This is a genomic window from Pseudomonas sp. WC2, assembly GCF_050586545.1.
Classification (GTDB): domain Bacteria; phylum Pseudomonadota; class Gammaproteobacteria; order Pseudomonadales; family Pseudomonadaceae; genus Aquipseudomonas.
On record NZ_JBOBDR010000005.1, the window covers coordinates 292,448 to 307,895 of the forward strand.

The 15,448-nt window shown below is 59.1% G+C and carries 15 protein-coding genes; 12 read left to right on the forward strand and 3 right to left on the reverse strand.

The features are described 5' to 3' along the window. Positions 1-74 precede the first annotated feature (74 nt). From ACQ4OE_RS08675 to ACQ4OE_RS08700, 6 genes are all read left to right on the forward strand, one after another. On the forward strand, positions 75-1,040 hold the full coding sequence (locus tag ACQ4OE_RS08675) for a glycosyltransferase family 2 protein (RefSeq protein ID WP_430946373.1): 966 nt from the start codon (positions 75-77) through the stop codon (positions 1,038-1,040). 3 nt (positions 1,041-1,043) lie between these two features. Continuing rightward, entirely contained in the window at positions 1,044-1,754 is a 711-nt protein-coding gene (locus ACQ4OE_RS08680) for a class I SAM-dependent methyltransferase (RefSeq protein ID WP_430946374.1), read from the forward strand. After that, the gene (locus tag ACQ4OE_RS08685) at positions 1,751-2,137 is read left to right on the forward strand and encodes a GtrA family protein (protein WP_430946375.1); all 387 of its coding nucleotides are present in this window, start codon (positions 1,751-1,753) and stop codon (positions 2,135-2,137) included. Before ACQ4OE_RS08680 ends, ACQ4OE_RS08685 begins: the two co-directional genes overlap by 4 nt. 23 nt (positions 2,138-2,160) lie before the next feature. Continuing rightward, complete coding sequence (locus ACQ4OE_RS08690; protein WP_430946376.1) at positions 2,161-4,230, forward strand: DUF6311 domain-containing protein; 2,070 nt, start codon at positions 2,161-2,163, stop codon at positions 4,228-4,230. 73 nt (positions 4,231-4,303) lie between these two features. Continuing rightward, the gene (locus tag ACQ4OE_RS08695; RefSeq protein ID WP_430946377.1) at positions 4,304-5,224 is read left to right on the forward strand and encodes a LysR substrate-binding domain-containing protein; all 921 of its coding nucleotides are present in this window, start codon (positions 4,304-4,306) and stop codon (positions 5,222-5,224) included. A 117-nt stretch (positions 5,225-5,341) separates the two neighbouring features. Further along, the gene (locus ACQ4OE_RS08700; protein WP_430946378.1) at positions 5,342-5,707 is read left to right on the forward strand and encodes a 5-carboxymethyl-2-hydroxymuconate Delta-isomerase; all 366 of its coding nucleotides are present in this window, start codon (positions 5,342-5,344) and stop codon (positions 5,705-5,707) included. 3 nt (positions 5,708-5,710) lie between these two features. Here ACQ4OE_RS08700 and ACQ4OE_RS08705 read toward each other — a convergent pair whose 3' ends face one another. Together ACQ4OE_RS08705 and ACQ4OE_RS08710 are read right to left on the reverse strand one after the other, a co-directional pair. Continuing rightward, entirely contained in the window at positions 5,711-6,646 is a 936-nt protein-coding gene (locus tag ACQ4OE_RS08705; RefSeq protein WP_430946379.1) for a LysR substrate-binding domain-containing protein, read from the reverse strand. Positions 6,647-6,826: 180 nt separating this feature from the next. Continuing rightward, complete coding sequence (locus ACQ4OE_RS08710; RefSeq protein WP_430946380.1) at positions 6,827-8,020, reverse strand: cyanate transporter; 1,194 nt, start codon at positions 8,018-8,020, stop codon at positions 6,827-6,829. A 415-nt stretch (positions 8,021-8,435) separates the two neighbouring features. Between ACQ4OE_RS08710 and ACQ4OE_RS08715 the strand changes: the two genes are divergently transcribed. From ACQ4OE_RS08715 to ACQ4OE_RS08730, 4 genes are all read left to right on the forward strand, one after another. Beyond that, positions 8,436-10,085: a phosphoethanolamine--lipid A transferase gene (locus ACQ4OE_RS08715; protein ID WP_122591715.1), complete on the forward strand. Its 1,650-nt coding sequence runs from the start codon at positions 8,436-8,438 to the stop codon at positions 10,083-10,085. A 141-nt stretch (positions 10,086-10,226) separates the two neighbouring features. Beyond that, positions 10,227-11,360, forward strand: a complete 1,134-nt coding sequence (rnd, locus tag ACQ4OE_RS08720; RefSeq protein WP_430946381.1) for a ribonuclease D — start codon at positions 10,227-10,229, stop codon at positions 11,358-11,360. After that, positions 11,357-11,650 carry a YcgL domain-containing protein gene (locus ACQ4OE_RS08725; protein ID WP_007911350.1) on the forward strand — a complete coding sequence of 98 codons (294 nt, stop codon included), beginning with the start codon at positions 11,357-11,359 and terminating at the stop codon, positions 11,648-11,650. Before rnd ends, ACQ4OE_RS08725 begins: the two co-directional genes overlap by 4 nt. Before the next feature lie 105 nt (positions 11,651-11,755). Further along, a complete protein-coding gene (locus ACQ4OE_RS08730; protein ID WP_430946382.1) occupies positions 11,756-12,688 on the forward strand; it encodes a D-2-hydroxyacid dehydrogenase in 933 nt (310 codons plus the stop codon). Positions 12,689-12,818: 130 nt separating this feature from the next. On the opposite strand, the gene ACQ4OE_RS08735 is transcribed toward ACQ4OE_RS08730, so the two are convergent. Continuing rightward, positions 12,819-13,412, reverse strand: coding sequence for a nitroreductase family protein (locus tag ACQ4OE_RS08735; RefSeq protein ID WP_258709401.1), 594 nt, complete (start codon positions 13,410-13,412; stop codon positions 12,819-12,821). A 279-nt stretch (positions 13,413-13,691) separates the two neighbouring features. On the opposite strand from ACQ4OE_RS08735, the gene ACQ4OE_RS08740 reads away from it, so the two are divergent. Then, positions 13,692-14,141 carry a YcgN family cysteine cluster protein gene (locus tag ACQ4OE_RS08740; protein ID WP_122591720.1) on the forward strand — a complete coding sequence of 150 codons (450 nt, stop codon included), beginning with the start codon at positions 13,692-13,694 and terminating at the stop codon, positions 14,139-14,141. 35 nt (positions 14,142-14,176) lie between these two features. Then, complete coding sequence (locus ACQ4OE_RS08745; RefSeq protein ID WP_430946383.1) at positions 14,177-15,406, forward strand: hypothetical protein; 1,230 nt, start codon at positions 14,177-14,179, stop codon at positions 15,404-15,406. Positions 15,407-15,448: the final 42 nt, after the last annotated feature.

Sequence of the window (15,448 nt, forward strand, 5' to 3'; positions counted from 1 at the left end):
TGCTTAATACCGGACGGCTCATGGCGTCGAACAGCGTTCGGCGACCGACAATCACTATAAAAAAGAGCACTCCTTTGACTGAGCACGGAACGCAACAGGCCGGGCAGGTGACGTTATCGCTGGTGGTCCCCGTTTTTAACGAAGAGGACAGCCTCGACACGTTTCTGCTGCGCCTCGATGAAGTCTTTGAGCAGCAGACGCTGATCGATCTTGAGCTGGTATTCGTCAACGACGGCAGCACCGATGCCACGCTTGAGCGTCTGCTAGAGCGTCAGCAACAGGATGCGCGCCTGCGTATCGTCGACCTGAGTCGCAATTTCGGCAAAGAGGCGGCGTTGTCGGCCGGTTTGCAGATGGCGACCGGGCAGATCGTTGTGCCGATCGACGCGGATCTGCAGGACCCGCCCGAAGTCATTCTGCAGATGATCGAGCGCTGGCGCGAAGGCTACGAAGTCGTGCTCGGCCATCGTATCAGCCGCCGCAGTGACACTTGGGCCAAGCAAAGGTCGGCCCACTGGTTCTATCGTCTGCACAACAAGATCGCCGAACAACCGTTACCGGAGAATGTCGGCGACTTCCGCCTGATGGATCGCTGCGTGGTCGATGCGTTGCTGACCTTGCCTGAATCCCGGCGGTTCATGAAAGGCCTGTTCGCCTGGGTCGGCTTTCGCACCACCCACGTCGATTACGAACGCCCGGAGCGAGCGGCGGGGCAGAGCAAATTCAATGGCTGGCGCCTGTGGAATTTCGCGCTGGAGGGCATCACCAGTTTCAGCACTGAGCCTCTGCGGGTCTGGACGTATGTGGGCGCGCTGGTGTCGCTCGTGTCTTTTGCCTTCGCCATCTTCATTGTCGTGCGCACATTGATCCACGGTGTCGACTTGCCCGGTTATGCCTCTCTCATGGTGGCCGTGACCTTCCTCGGTGGGCTGCAATTGATTGGCATCGGGGTACTGGGTGAATACCTGGGCCGCACGTACATTGAATCCAAACGCCGACCGGTTTTTCTGGTGCGCCGCGTCTACGACCGCAAGGACTGAAGCATGGATCTCAAGGAAACCGACATCCTCGGCGACAACATCCACGAGCATTGGTATTACCGCTCGAAAGCGGCTGCCACCACGCGTTGGCTGGGTGATGCACCGATCAAGCGAATCCTCGACGTGGGCGCCGGTTCCGGATTTTTCTCGCACCACCTGCTGACGCATACTGATGCGCAGGAGGCGTGGTGTGTCGATATCAGTTACCCGGCCGACTCCAGCGCGACCACCGCCGGCAAACCGGTGCACTACCGTCGCGGCATAGAAAGCCTCGACGCCGATCTGGTGCTGCTGATGGACGTGCTGGAGCATGTCGATGACGACCTCGGTCTGCTCAAGATGTATGTCGACAAAGTACCTTCCGGCAGCCGTTTTCTGATGACCGTCCCGGCGTTTCAGTTCCTCTGGAGTGGTCACGATGACTTCCTTGAACACAAGCGCCGTTACACCCTCAAGCAATTCGAAACATTGGCCCGCGATGCCGGTTTGACGGTGCAGCGCGGCGCCTATTATTTCGGTGCGGTGTTCCCGCTTGCGGCGGCGTTGCGCTTGTTGCCACAAGGCTCTTCCGCGCAAGCCCCGCGTTCCCAACTCAAGCGCCACCATCCACTGGTGAACCGCACACTCAAAGCGCTGTGCAGCCTTGAACTGCCCTTGATGGGCATGAACCGTCTGGCGGGTTTGAGTGTGTTCGTGTTGGCGCAAAAACCGTGACCTCAGCTGAAAAATCAGCGCTGATCCAGCGCGGTTTGCGCTTCGCGGTGACCGGTTTGTTTGTCACGGCGCTGCATGCGCTGGTCGCCGTGCTGTTCATCCATTTCATTGTCGCGCAGCCACCCTTGGCCAACGGCGTGGCATTCATCGTAGCGACGGTGGTTTCCTATCTGATCAATACCACCTGGAGTTTTTCGGCACGCTTGCATGGCAGAACGTTGCTGCGTTTTCTGTTGGTGTCGGCGGGTGGATTTCTAATGGCCATGTTCGTGGCCTGGGCAGCACAGATGGCCGGGTTGAATTATCTGCTGGGGATCGTTGCCGTGGCGCTGACCATTCCAGCCTTCACCTTTGTTTTGCACAATTTCTGGACGTATCGATGACGGCTTCGCGGCACCCTTCGGCGATGTCCCTGATACCTGTGCTGCTCGGTGTGCTGGCGTTCTTTTGTGTCATCGGTCCGCAAGCACTCGATCCGCAAAATATCACTTGGCTGGAACAGGGTGATCCGGCGACGCATTACCTCGGGTGGCAATTTTTCCGACATTCGCCGTGGACGTTTCCTCTTGGCCTGAACCCGTCCTATGGGCTGGAACTGAGCAGCTCGATCATTTTTTCTGACTCCAATCCGCTGCTTGCGCTGCTGTTCAAGCCGTTTGATGCGTGGTTGCCGCAAACCTTTCAGTATTTCGGGCTCTGGTTGCTGGCGTGTTTCATTCTGCAAGCCTGGTTTGCCTGGAAACTGATCGGATTGATCACCAGCCATTCGCTGATCCGCTTGTTGGGCTGCGGGTTGCTAGTGTTTTCGCCACCGATGTTTTTGCGCATGGGCGGGCACCTTTCTCTGGCAGGGCATTTTCTGATTCTGGCGGCGTTGTACCTGGCCTTGCTGCCGAATTTAACTCGACGTAGGTTGGCATGGGGGGCGTTATTGGCGTCGACGGCCATGGTGCATGCGTACCTGCTGGCCATGGTGGCGCTGATCTGGGTGGCTGATCTGTTGGCTAAAACTTTCGGCCGACACCTGACTCGGCGTCAGGGCCTGATCGAAGGCGTGATGTTGTTTGCTTTGGTAGGCGTGTGTTGCTGGCAGGCCGGTTACTTCGCCATCAGTGACGGCGTAACGTCCGGCGGATTTGGTCTGTACCGGATGAACCTGTTGTCACCGTTCGACCCGGCGGGTTGGTCGTTGATCTTGCCCAACCTGCCAAAAGCTGGCGACGATTACGAAGGGTTCAACTACCTGGGATCGGGTGTGCTGTTGCTGATCCCGCTGGCGGCAATCGCCTGGCTGAGGAACCGCCAGCCATTGAAGGACGCGTTGTGTGCCCGACCTTGGTTGTTGGTGGCATTGGCCGGGCTGTTCCTGTTTGCATTGTCGAACCAGATCGGTGTCGGCGCGCAGACATTCAGCTATCCGTTGCCAGGATGGGCAATCAGTCTGGCGAGTATTTTCCGCGCCTCGGGCCGGATGTTCTGGCCTGTACTGTATGCGCTTGTTCTGCTGGTGATCTTCCTGCTGGTGCGCGGCTTTCGTCCCCGCATCGTCCTCACGTTGCTGGTGTTGGCGCTGACGCTCCAGGTCGTCGACACCCGCAATGGCTGGCTGAATGTGCGTCAAAGCAAAATGCTCACGCCGTCCTCGGTCTGGGCGAGCCCGATGGTTGACCCGTTTTGGGCGAGTGCGGCGAAGCATTATTCGAACATCCGTAGCCTGATGCCACAGAATCAATCCGTGCGCTGGCAGATGCTTGCAGATTTTGCGGCGACCCATGGTTTGAAAACCGACGCCGTTTACTTGGGGCGCATGAGTTCCAGCGCGTTGGACCAAGCTCGGAAAAAAGCTCAACGCATGCTTGAGTCGGGGCAATACGACGCGGATTCGATGTACATCATTGACGACACGGTGTTGGCCGATGCTGCCAGAAACGTCAACAGCGCAACCGATCTGCTGACCCGGATCGATGGTCTGGTGGTACTGGCGCCGGGCTGGAAAAGTTGTACGCAGTGCGTCGCCATGCACGATGAAGGGCGACGCATTTCACCGCTTGAGCTGATGCGTCCAGGGCAGGCGCTGACGTTCAATTACCCCAGCCGGCAACTGGTCAGCGGTTGGTCGTCTGCGGAAAGTTGGGGGACGTGGTCGCAGGGGCGCCAGGCGCAGATCGACTTGCGCGTGACGCCTCAGGCGCGTTTGATCGTGCTCGACGTTGTGGCGTTTGTACCGCCAGACCACCCCGCGCAACGCGTCGTGATCAGTCTCAATGGTGAGCAGGTGCTGGTCACGCGTCTGACGCAGCAGCAGGACAATCAGCTGCAGATTCCGATCAGCGCCGCGATCCGCCAGCGCTTGGCGGAGGATGATCGGCTGACGCTGGAGCTGCAATTGCCCGACGCGATCAGTCCCGAGCAACTGGGCCTCAACGATGATTCGAGGGTTATGGGACTGGGACTCAAGCGGCTGACGGTGAACTGAAGCGTCGTAGCGATGGACGCCGCCCCCAAGGGCTTTCTACACTGCTGGCAGTCTGGGGATCGGGGAGCAATGGATGAACCGCAATGAACTTCGCAAGGCCGACATCAACCTGATGGTGGTGTTCGAGACCTTGATGCTCGAACGTAACGTGACCCGGGCGGCGGAGAAACTGTTTCTCGGCCAGCCGACCATCAGTTCGGCGCTCAATCGCTTGCGCACCATGCTCAACGATCCGCTGTTCATCCGCGTCGGCCATCGCATGGAGCCGACCGCCCGCGCCGAAGATATCTTTCGCCATCTCAAGCCTGCTTTGGACTCTTTGTCAGTGGCGCTGAGCCTGACCCGCGATTTCGATCCCGCCGTCAGCACCATGACTTTTCGCATCGGTCTGTCCGATGACGTCGAGTTCGGCTTGCTGCCGCCGCTGTTGCGGGCATTGCGCCAGGAAGCGCCGAACGTGGTGTTTGTGGTGCAGCATGTCGATTACTGGCGGATTCCCGATCTGCTTGCGGCCGGTGATATCACGGTTGGCATCAGCCAGACCCGGGGCCTGCCGGCCAATGCCAAACGCAAACTGCTGCGGCACATTCAGCCGAGCATCCTGCGCGCCGATGCCAGCGACACACCGCTTACACTGGATGAATATTGCGCACGGCCACACGTGCTGGTTTCCCACACGGCGAATGTCAGCGGCTTTGCTGACGAGTGGCTGGCGGAATTGGGGCGCACCCGCCAGGTTGTCCTGTCAGTCCCGCAATACAGCGCATTGCCCGCGTTGCTGGCCGGCACTGACCTGATCGCCAGCCTGCCGGACTACACGGCGGCGGCCATGGCCACTTCCGGGCTGCTGTTCAAGGAACCGTTTCCGTTCAAGACACCGACGCTGGATTTGTCCATGGTCTGGCTCAGTCATGTCGACAGCGACCCGGCGGAGCGCTGGTTGCGCTCCAGGCTGGAGCAGTTCATGAGCGAACGGCCAGTGACACCCGCCTGACGAACATCACACTTATTTGTCGCAGCTCGCTCCCACATTGAGATGTGAACGTCCACAGGAGGGGAGGAGCGCTGTGTTATATGTAGGAACTTTCCGCCATCTGACTGGAGCCTCCCGATGCCACACCTGCACATGGAATACACCGCCAACCTGCCGCAGTTGAACGCCGATGTCGCGTTGATCCGGCTCAACAATACGTTGGTGGGCTCCGGTCAGTTTGCGGCGGAGTTCGATATCAAGAGCCGCGCGATCAAGGTCGAGACCTTCAAGGTCGGCACCGCCATGAGCGAGCGCGCCTTCATTTACCTGAAGCTGGCGCTGCTCAGCGGGCGTTCGCCGGAGACCAAAAAGCAACTGTCGCAAAGCCTGCTGGCGGTGTTGCAGGATCTCTGCGAATGGCCGGCCGGGGTCGAAGTGCAGTTGTGCGTCGAACTGGTCGACATCGATCGTGAGTCCTACAGCAAAACCGCCATCGGCGTGTAGGAATTACGCGTCCTGCATTTCGCTGCAGACCTTGATCACTTGCTCGCGCAGCCAGACGTTGGCGCTGTCCTGATCCACGCTCTGGCTCCATTGCATGTCGAGGGTGAACCCCGGCAAGCCGTTCGGCGCCTCACAGTGATTAAACACCGCTTCGTTGGTCAGTAAACGCTGGATGCGCCGGGGCAGGGTGAGGATGAAGTCGGTGCCGGTGATCATTTTCAACGCGGCGCTGTAGCTGTTTGAGCGCGCGACGATCTGACGTTTCTGCGCCTGTCGCGCCAACCAGCCATCGACCATGTTGGTGCTGGATGTCCATGGCGTCGGGAACACATGTCGGCGCTCGGTAAACGCTTGCAGGCTCAGACGCGGTTCCAGCGGCGTAGCGCGCTTGTCGAACACACAGACCAGATCGTCCTCCAGCAGCATGCGCGACTTCAGGTCGGTGTGGTTGCGATGGAAGTTGGGGCCGAAGCTGATCACCAGGTCGAGGCTGCCGTCGCGCAACTCGTCGGCCGGTACGTCGGTTTCAAACTTGTGCATATTGACCATCACCGGCAAATCGTCGAAGTCGAAACGCTTCAACAGGCGCGGCAGGATCAATTGCTCGAAGTATTCCGGAGCACAGATATTGAACGTGACGGCCTGTTGCGTCGGATCGAACGCCGGGGCGCCGGCGTGGCACAGGTTGATGCTCTCGAGGATCTTCTGCACATGGCCATACATGCTGCTGGCCTTGTAGGTCGGACGCATGCCGGTCCGCGTATTGATGAACAACTCATCTTCAAAACTGGTGCGTAATTTCTTCAGGCAGTAACTAACGGTCGACTGGCTGACAAACAGCGTTTCCGACACATCGGTCACACTGCTCTGTTCATACACGGCGATAAACACCATGAGATCCTGCATGTCGAGCTTGCGAAGCAAGTTACTGTTCAGCATCCGTTCCGTCCCGCTGTGCTCCTTGCGCTGAATCCGCGCAAACGTGTGCGAACGATCCTAACGGAACGATGGTGCCAGGACAAAGGCCTGTAGGACATTTCACGGACAGTTGTGGGACAGAAAGTTTTAGCAACACGACGTCGTCCGATAAAGCGCTAAAACATGGCCAGAGGCCTCTAGTCAGGTACGCCAAAAGTGTCGTGCGTAATGCCCGGGATTGAAGCGCCGGACCATCAACAGCATGACCACCATCACCAAGCTCAGCGACCACCACGCCCACTCGAAACTGCCCAGCCGGTCGCGAATCATCCCGGCCATCAGTGGCGACAGGCCTGCGATCAGATAGCCGATCCCCTGCACAAAAGCGGTCAGAGCGCCCGCTTGCTGCGGGTTGTCGAGGTGATCCAGCGAAACGATCAGGCTCATCGGAAACAGTCCGCCGATCCCCAAGCCCAACAGGCACGGCCAGAGCAGGCTGAGGTGTTGCGGACTCAGAACCAGCCCGCAGAAACCGCCGATGATCAAACCGAGTAGCACCGTCAATACCGAGCGCCGATCACGGCTGCGATTAGCGATGGCGGGCACCACCAGACCGGAAATCACCTCCATGGCTGTCAGAAAACCTAACAACAACCCGGCGTTTTGTTCGCTCCAGCCTTTTTCCACATAGTACGGCGCGAGCCAGGCGAGCACGCAGGTGTAGGACGCGGTGCCCAAGCCGAAGAAGAGGGCGAGTAACCAGGCGCGGGAATTGTTGAAGAAGGAATATTTCTTCGGGGCGTTCGCCATCGTCGGAGACGACAGGCTATTGCGTTGCGACCACCAGAACACCAGCGCGAGCAATGTCAGCGTCGCCCACACGGCCAGCGCGCTGCGCCAACTGCCGGTTCGCAGCATCACCGAGGGTGCGAACGATGCGGCAAGCGCCGCGCCACCCATGATCGACGTCACATACAACCCCATGCACAGCGCCATGTGGTCGGGGAAGCGGGATTTGATCAGCGCCGGCATCAACGCCTGAATCAGCGCGATGCCTATTCCGGCCATTACCGCGCTGACAATCAACTCGGCGGCGGAGTCGACAAACAAGCGCGAGAACGTCGCCACGCCGATGATCAGCAGCGACAACATGACCGTGCGCTGGTCGCCCAGCCGTCGACTGACGCCAATGCCGAAAAACATCGCCAGTCCCATGGCCATCACCGGCAGCATCGTCAATAGCGAGGCGAGGCTGAAACTCAATGGAATATCGTCGCGGATCGCCGACAGCAGCGGCCCGATTGCCGCCATCGAAGGGCGCAGGTTGAGCGCGACGAGGACGATGGCGAGCATCAGCCAGACAGCGGGGCGGGTGGTGGCGCGGGGATTTTCCATCTTCAGACCTTTGAGCGGGGCTGACGATTAGGCGCGGATCTGCTTGTGGCGGGCAAACCGAAAAATCCATCGGCCTATTCAATAATTCGATAACTGCGCGAATCCCTTGTGGGAGCGAGCCTGCTCGCGAAAGCGGCTTACCAGTCGCCGCAAATATCGAATGTGCCAACACCTTTGCGATCAGGCTCGCTCCCACAAAGAGAAGTGTGCAGTATTTCTGAATAAAAGCTGAACCATTCCCAAATACTTGGCAAGTTTCACGGTATTGCCGAAAGCCAACTAATCATTGGCGTCTTTTTCACAAAAAATTGATGCTTGCCTGCCTAAAGTTTGTCATGCCTTAGTTAACGAAAATTTCACAAACGAATTTTTCATAATTGCCCAAGGTTGTTCTCTTCAGGAATTGCCCTTCTCTATGTTGAAGTTAAAAGCCGTGCGCCCGGAATGGGTGACGTTGGTGGCCAGTGCCTTTCTTTTGATCGGGTTCAATCTCGTGCTCTGGCAGCACCTGTTCGACATCACCGCAGCCGATGGCAAAGGCCTCGCCATGCGCGTGGCGTTCGCGGTGATGATCTTCGCGGCGTTCAACATGGTGCTGACATTTCTGGCCTTCCGTCCGCTGCTTAAACCGGTGCTGATGCTGATATTCATGATCAGCGCCGGCGTCGCTTATTTTATGAGCCAGTATGGCGTGATGATTGATGCCGGCATGTTTCGCAACTTTGCCGAAACCAATACCACGGAAGTGCGCGATCTGCTGTCGTTGAAGTTGTTTGCTTATATCCTGTTGCTGGGTGTTATGCCGTGCTGGTTGCTTTGGAAAGTCCCCGTCAATTACCGCCGCTGGCACCGCGAGTTATTCAGTAAAGTTATTGTGAGTGTGGCGTCGGTGGCGGTAATCGGTGGTGTGGCATTGGCCAATTATCAAGGCTTGTCCTCGTTGTTTCGCAATCACCATGAAATCCGCTTGATGCTGGTTCCGAGCAATTACATCGGCGCTTCATTCGGCTACCTGCGTGAACAAGTGGTCTCGGCGCAGCAACCGTTCATCAAGATCGGTGAAGATGCGCAGCGCAATCCCGATGTGCAACTCCAGCCACGCAAATCCCTGACCGTCTTAGTGGTGGGTGAAAGTGCCCGGGCCGAGAACTTCGGCATCCTCGGTTATGACCGTGATACCACGCCGCAACTCGACAAGGAGACGGGGCTGATCGCTTTTACCGACGTGCACTCCTGCGGCACGGAAACCGCCGTGTCGGTGCCATGCATGTTCTCCAACATGGGTCGCAAGAATTACGACGCCAGCAAGGCAAAGAATGAAGAGGGCCTGCTGGATGTACTCAAACGTGCTGGTATCGACGTGATCTGGCGTGATAACCAGTCTGGCTGCAAAGGCACTTGTGATCGGGTGACACTGCAAGATGTCAGTAACCTGAAAGACCCGACACTGTGCGCCAACAGCGAATGCCGCGACGAAATTCTGCTGCAGGGGCTGCAAAGTTTTATCGATCATCTGGACAAGGACACCGTTCTGGTTCTGCACCAGATGGGCAGTCACGGCCCGGAATACTTCAAACGCTATCCCAAGGAATACGAACACTTCACTCCGGTTTGTGAAAGTAATGCGCTGAACAATTGCAGCCGCGAAAGTATCGTCAACGGCTACGACAACACGCTGGTCTACACCGACCATGTGCTGTCGAGTCTGATTGATGTCTTGCGCAATAATCAGGACAAAGTCGATACCGCCATGTTGTACCTGTCGGACCACGGCGAGTCGCTGGGCGAGTACAACCTGTTCCTGCATGGCACGCCTTACATGATGGCGCCGGAGCAACAAAAGCATGTAGCGATGTTGGCGTGGTTCTCTGACAACTATCAGAAGTCCTACTCGGTCGATACCCATTGCCTGCAAATGAGCCGTGACAAACCGCTGAGTCAGGACAACCTGTTTCACTCGATGCTGGGTCTGCTGGAGGTCAAAAGCTCGGTCTATCAGCCAGATCTGGACATGTTTGCCGGTTGCCGCGGTGCGGTGATCGACGGCGTGCTGGCCAAGGACTGAGCTGCTTCGGGCCTGTCCGTTTCCTCTGTCAGACTATTCTTTCCCTTGGGCAGGACATTTCGTTACAGCTCTTGCCCTTCGCAGGCGCGTAAATCGCCGGTGCCGATATATACTGCGCGCCATTCTTCAAGGGAGAGCCGTGTGGCCATCGATATTCACTGGATTCGCGACAACGAAAGCCTCGCGCAGTTTTGCGCCGAGTGGCAGCAGCTGCCGTTCGTTGCCCTCGACACCGAATTCATGCGGGTCGACACCTTCTACCCGATTGCCGGCCTGTTGCAGGTTGGCGACGGCAAACGCGCTTACCTGATCGATCCGCTGACCATCAATGCCTGGCAGCCACTGGCCGCGTTGCTGGAAAACCCGGCGGTGCTCAAAGTCCTGCACGCCTGCAGCGAAGATCTCGAAGTCCTGTTGCGCCTGACCGGGAGCCTGCCGGCGCCGATGTTTGACACTCAATTGGGCGCGGCTTATCTGAACCTCGGTTTCTCCATGGGCTATTCGCGCCTGGTGCAATCGGTGCTGGGCATCGAACTGCCGAAGGGCGAAACCCGTTCCGACTGGTTGCAGCGCCCACTGTCCGAAACGCAGATCAGCTATGCCGCCGAAGATGCCGTGCATCTGGCGGAAGTTTTCGTACAGCTGCGTCCGAAACTGTCCGACGACAAATTCGCCTGGGTGCTTGAGGACGGTGCCGAACTGGTCGCTAACCTGCGCCGCGAAACCGATCCGTACGAGGTGTACCGCGAGGCCAAACTGGCGTGGAAACTCTCTCGTGCGCAATTGGCGGTCCTGCGTGAACTGTGCGCCTGGCGTGAAACCGAGGCCCGCGCCCGGGATCTGCCGCGCAACCGCATCGTCCGCGAGCATTCGCTGTGGCCGCTCGCTCGCACGCAACCGGACAACCTCGCTGCGCTGGGCAAGATCGAAGACATGCACCCGCGTACCGTGCGTCAGGACGGTCAATTTCTGCTTGATCTGATCAAGCGCTCTGGCAGTGTGGGGCCTGATCAATGGCCGCCCGCCGTGCCGGAGCCATTGCCGATCGAAGCCGCTGCGTTGATCAAACAACTGCGCGCCCTCGGTCAGGCCGAAGCTGAACGCCTGGACATCGCGCCGGAGCTGATGCTGCGCAAGAAAACCCTCGAAGCCCTGGTCAAAAGCGGCTACCCCGAGGGTCCTTACCAATTGCCTGAGTCGTTGCGTGGCTGGCGCCGCGAACTCATGGGCCAGAAGCTGCTCGACAGCCTGGCCACCGCCGGAGAACAGCCTTGAAACGTATTTGCTCCATCTACCAAAGCTCCAAGCGCAGTGGCATGTACCTTTATGTGCTCAAAAGTGACGCGCTTGAACGCGTGCCGGAAGCGCTGATGCTGGCCTTCGGCAAGCCGAAGCATTCGTTTGATCTGGTGCTCTCGCCCGAGCGCAAACTGGCCAGCGAAGACATCGTCGTGGTCCTCGAAAACCTCGACAAGCAGGGTTATCACCTGCAAATGCCGCCGGCCGAGGACGAGTACATCGAGCACTTGCCCGAAGAATTGCTGCGACGCAACGATCCGGTCTGATCTGCAAGGCCCTGTTCTGGGCCTTGGTTAACCCTGGAACTGTTTTTACCGCGATGGTCGCCCTGAATCCGGCGGCCTTCTGCACGGTTTGCGAAAGGTTTGAAGATGCGCGTTCTGATTGCCGAACACGACCACGCGATATACGCCCGACTGCTGCGTCAGGCAGCGCCGGAACTCGAAGTGCTGACCAGCGGCGACTCGGCCGAACTGGCCCGTCAGGCGGCCGACTGCCCGGTGTGGCTGGGCCAGCCGGATCTGCTGGCGACCCTGCTGCGTCAGGGCCATCAACCGCAATGGCTGCAATCGACTTGGGCCGGCATCACGCCGCTGCTCGCCGATGGTTTGCGTCGCGATTACCGCTTGACCCGTGCGGTGGGGATTTTTGGTCAGGTCATGGCCGAATACGTCCTCACCTACATGCTCGGCCATGAGCGCGAAGTGCTGGCGCGACTGGTCAGCCAGGTCGAGCGCAAATGGGACAACCGCACAGGCCAGAGCCTGGTCGGACGCAAGGTGCTGATCGTCGGCACCGGCTACATTGGCCAGAGCGTGGCGCAGTTCCTGCGGCCGTTTGGCGTCGAGTTGTACGGCATCGCCAGCAGCGCCCGCGAGCAGACGCCGTTTGTCGAAGTCGGTTCGATGGCGGATCTTCCGCGACTGGTCGGCGAGGTGGATTACGTGGTCAATCTGCTGCCGAACACCGAGCACACCCACGATATCTACGACGCGGCGCTGTTCAAGCAATTCAAACCGACCGGGTTGTTCATCAATGCCGGACGTGGCGTTGCAGTCGTCGATGCGGATCTGGTGGAAGCGTTGAAGGAAGGGCATTTGGCGGGGGCGGTGATCGACGTTTGCCGTCAGGAGCCGTTGCCGCAACGTCATCCGTTCTGGACCGCGTGGGGCTTGTTGCTGACCGGGCACAGCTCGGCGCCCACTTCACCGGCGTTGATGGTGCAGCTGTTTGTCGACAACCTGAAGGCGTATCAGGCGAGCGAGGCGTTGCGCGGGGAAGTGGATTTCAACCGCGGTTATTGATCTCCTCGCTTCAGATCATTCCCACGCTCCGCGTGGGAATGCAGCCCGGGACGCTCTGCGTCCCATTGGAACGCGGAGCGTCCCTTGAGTCATTCCCACGCAGAGCGTGGGAACGATCATGCGCTGTGGCTTAGAGGGTGAAGTCGCCTTCAGCCGCCAGTTCGCTCAGCGGACGGCGCGGGCTCGGCTCTTCGCGGGCTTGCAGGTACTCGGCCAAGGTTGCCTTGTCGCCCAGCTTGCCGACTGCGACTGCCGCGTGCAGCGCATAACCTTCCGGAATATTCAGCTCTTTGCGCGTCAGTTCCTGATCGAAACCAGCCATGCCGTGGGTGTGCCAGCCGCTGATGCTCGCCTGCAGCGCCAGATGGCCCCACGCCGAACCCGTGTCGAAGGTGTGCCACAACGCCGGAGTTTCTTCAGTGGCGCCCGGTGCAGTGAAGGTGGTTTTCGAAATCACGATCACCAGTGCCGACGCATGCTGCGCCCAGCTACGGTTGAACTCGTTCAACAGCCCCAGATAACGCTCCCAGTTCGGCGTATCGCGACGTGCATAAAGAAAGCGCCATGGCTGCGAGTTGTACGCCGACGGCGCCCAGCGCGCGGCTTCGAAGAAGCTCAGCAGGGTTTCTTCCGGGATCGCTTCGCCGGTGAAGGCGCGCGGCGACCAGCGGTCGGTGAATTGCGGGTGAATGGCGTAATCGGCAACGCGAGGGTTGGCACTCATCGAGAGATTCCTTGCTAGGTTTGAGTCGGACATTCGAATGAAAACCCGGCGGGATCAGTTGCGCTGAACGATGGGGTTTTCCGAGCCTGAGGGTTCACCACAATGCAACGCGGTCGAGCGTTAATGGCTTGCGGGCAAGGCTCCTTGCGACTGGCAAAGCTACGCGCCGGCAGAAAAACTGACAAGCCCCGCGGAACCGGCAGTCGCCAACGCTTGGCCCGCAGGGCCTTGAGCACTAGACTGGCGGCCTTTTCACCACCTGATGTTGATGCTTGAGCCATGGCCGCCGAAGTCGAACCGTTCTGGAAACGCAAAACCCTCGATCAGCTGAATCACCAGGAATGGGAATCGCTGTGCGACGGCTGTGGTCTGTGCTGCCTGCAAAAGCTCGAGGATGAAGAAGACAACAGCGTCTATTACACGCGCATCGCCTGCAAACTGCTGGACCTGAACACCTGCCAGTGCAGCGATTACCCGAATCGCATCAAGTTTGTCCCGGACTGCATTCAGCTCACCCCGGGCCAGGCCGAAGAATTCAAATGGCTGCCGCCGACCTGCGGTTATCGTCTGGTCAGCGAGGGCAAGGATCTGCCGTTGTGGCATCACTTGGTCTGCGGCGATCGCGACGCTGTGCATCGCGAACGGATTTCCCAGTCCGGGCGCATGCTCGCCGAAGGCAGCGTGCCAGAGGATGACTGGGAAGATCACCTGATTTTTCGCGCGGGCTGAGCGTCCGCCGGATCGAGCTTTACCAAGGAGTGTGTATGGCTGTCGGATTGCAGCGAGCGTTGATGATCGCGTTGCTGGCGCTGAGCGCCCCGGTATTGGCGGCGAAGAAAGTCGATCTGGATTACCACGTGCGTCTGTTGCCGCAGAGCGATCAGGCCGAAGTGCGCCTGACCCTGGCCAAAGGCGAAGCGGTGCGCAGTCTTGATTTCGACCTCGGCGACGGCAGCCATTACAGTGATTTCAAGGCCGACGGCCAATGGTTGCTGACTCCGGGCAAACAGGCGCGCGGTGTCTGGCGTCCCTCCAGCGACAAGGCCAGCCTGACCTACCGCGTGCGCATCAGCCACGGACGCAAGAACGGCAGCTTCGACACACGCATGACGCCGACCTGGGCGCTGATGCGCGGCGATGAACTCGTACCGCCGGCCAAACTCGATCAGCAGGACGACACGGAACTGGTCGCGCGTCTGCAATTCGAATTGCCCGACGGCTGGAAAAGCGTCGAGACGGTATGGCCACGGATCGGCAAGAACAAATTCCGCATCGACAATCCCTCGCGTCTGTTCGACCGCCCGGCTGGCTGGGTGCTCGCGGGGCACCTTGGCAGCCGCCGCACGCGTCTGGGCGAAACCGAAGTCACCGTGGCGTCTCCACAAGGGCAGGGCATGCGCCGCATGGATGTGTTGACGTTGCTGACCTTTGTCTGGCCGCAGGTGCAGGCGGTTTACCCGCGCCATCCGACCAAGCTGCTGATTGTCGGCGCCAACGACCCGATGTGGCGCGGCAGCCTCGGTGCGCATGAATCGATCTTCGTGAACAGCCGATTGCCGCTGGTCAGTGAAAGCGGCAGCAGTGCATTGGTGCGGGAGTTGGCGCAGGTGTTCGGACGGATCAATGACGAGCAGCGCAGCGACTGGATCAGCGAAGGCTTTGCCGAGTATTACGCCATCGAACTGGTGCGCCGCGCCGGTGGCATGAGCGATGAGCGTTATCAGGCGCTGCAGGCGAAACTGGCCAAGGACGGCGAGAAAGTCACGACCTTGCGCGGCGCTCAGATCAGCCCGGCGCAGGTGTCAAAAGCGGTGGTGTTGTTGCAGGAGCTGGATCGCGAGATTCGCTTGAAGACGCGCAACAAGCGTTCGCTGGATGATGTGTTGCGGGGTGCGATGCATTTGGGGGCGGTGAGTACCACAGCGTTTGTGCAACTGGCGGAGAGCGTGCTTGGCGAGTCGTCCAAAGTCCTTGATACCGGGTTACTTCAGTAATACCGCTTTCGCGAGCAGGTCGAATCGTCGCACCGTCGCTCC

Coding starts and splice junctions, on each gene's coding strand:
- ACQ4OE_RS08700 (WP_430946378.1), top strand. CDS start 5,342: ATGCCACACCTGCACATGGAATACACCGCCAACCTGCCGCAGTTGAAC.
- ACQ4OE_RS08695 (WP_430946377.1), top strand. CDS start 4,304: ATGAACCGCAATGAACTTCGCAAGGCCGACATCAACCTGATGGTGGTG.
- ACQ4OE_RS08690 (WP_430946376.1), top strand. CDS start 2,161: ATGTCCCTGATACCTGTGCTGCTCGGTGTGCTGGCGTTCTTTTGTGTC.
- ACQ4OE_RS08740 (WP_122591720.1), top strand. CDS start 13,692: ATGGCCGCCGAAGTCGAACCGTTCTGGAAACGCAAAACCCTCGATCAG.
- ACQ4OE_RS08715 (WP_122591715.1), top strand. CDS start 8,436: ATGTTGAAGTTAAAAGCCGTGCGCCCGGAATGGGTGACGTTGGTGGCC.
- ACQ4OE_RS08710 (WP_430946380.1), bottom strand. CDS start 8,020: ATGGAAAATCCCCGCGCCACCACCCGCCCCGCTGTCTGGCTGATGCTC.
- ACQ4OE_RS08730 (WP_430946382.1), top strand. CDS start 11,756: ATGCGCGTTCTGATTGCCGAACACGACCACGCGATATACGCCCGACTG.
- ACQ4OE_RS08705 (WP_430946379.1), bottom strand. CDS start 6,646: ATGCTGAACAGTAACTTGCTTCGCAAGCTCGACATGCAGGATCTCATG.
- ACQ4OE_RS08745 (WP_430946383.1), top strand. CDS start 14,177: ATGGCTGTCGGATTGCAGCGAGCGTTGATGATCGCGTTGCTGGCGCTG.
- ACQ4OE_RS08735 (WP_258709401.1), bottom strand. CDS start 13,412: ATGAGTGCCAACCCTCGCGTTGCCGATTACGCCATTCACCCGCAATTC.
- ACQ4OE_RS08680 (WP_430946374.1), top strand. CDS start 1,044: ATGGATCTCAAGGAAACCGACATCCTCGGCGACAACATCCACGAGCAT.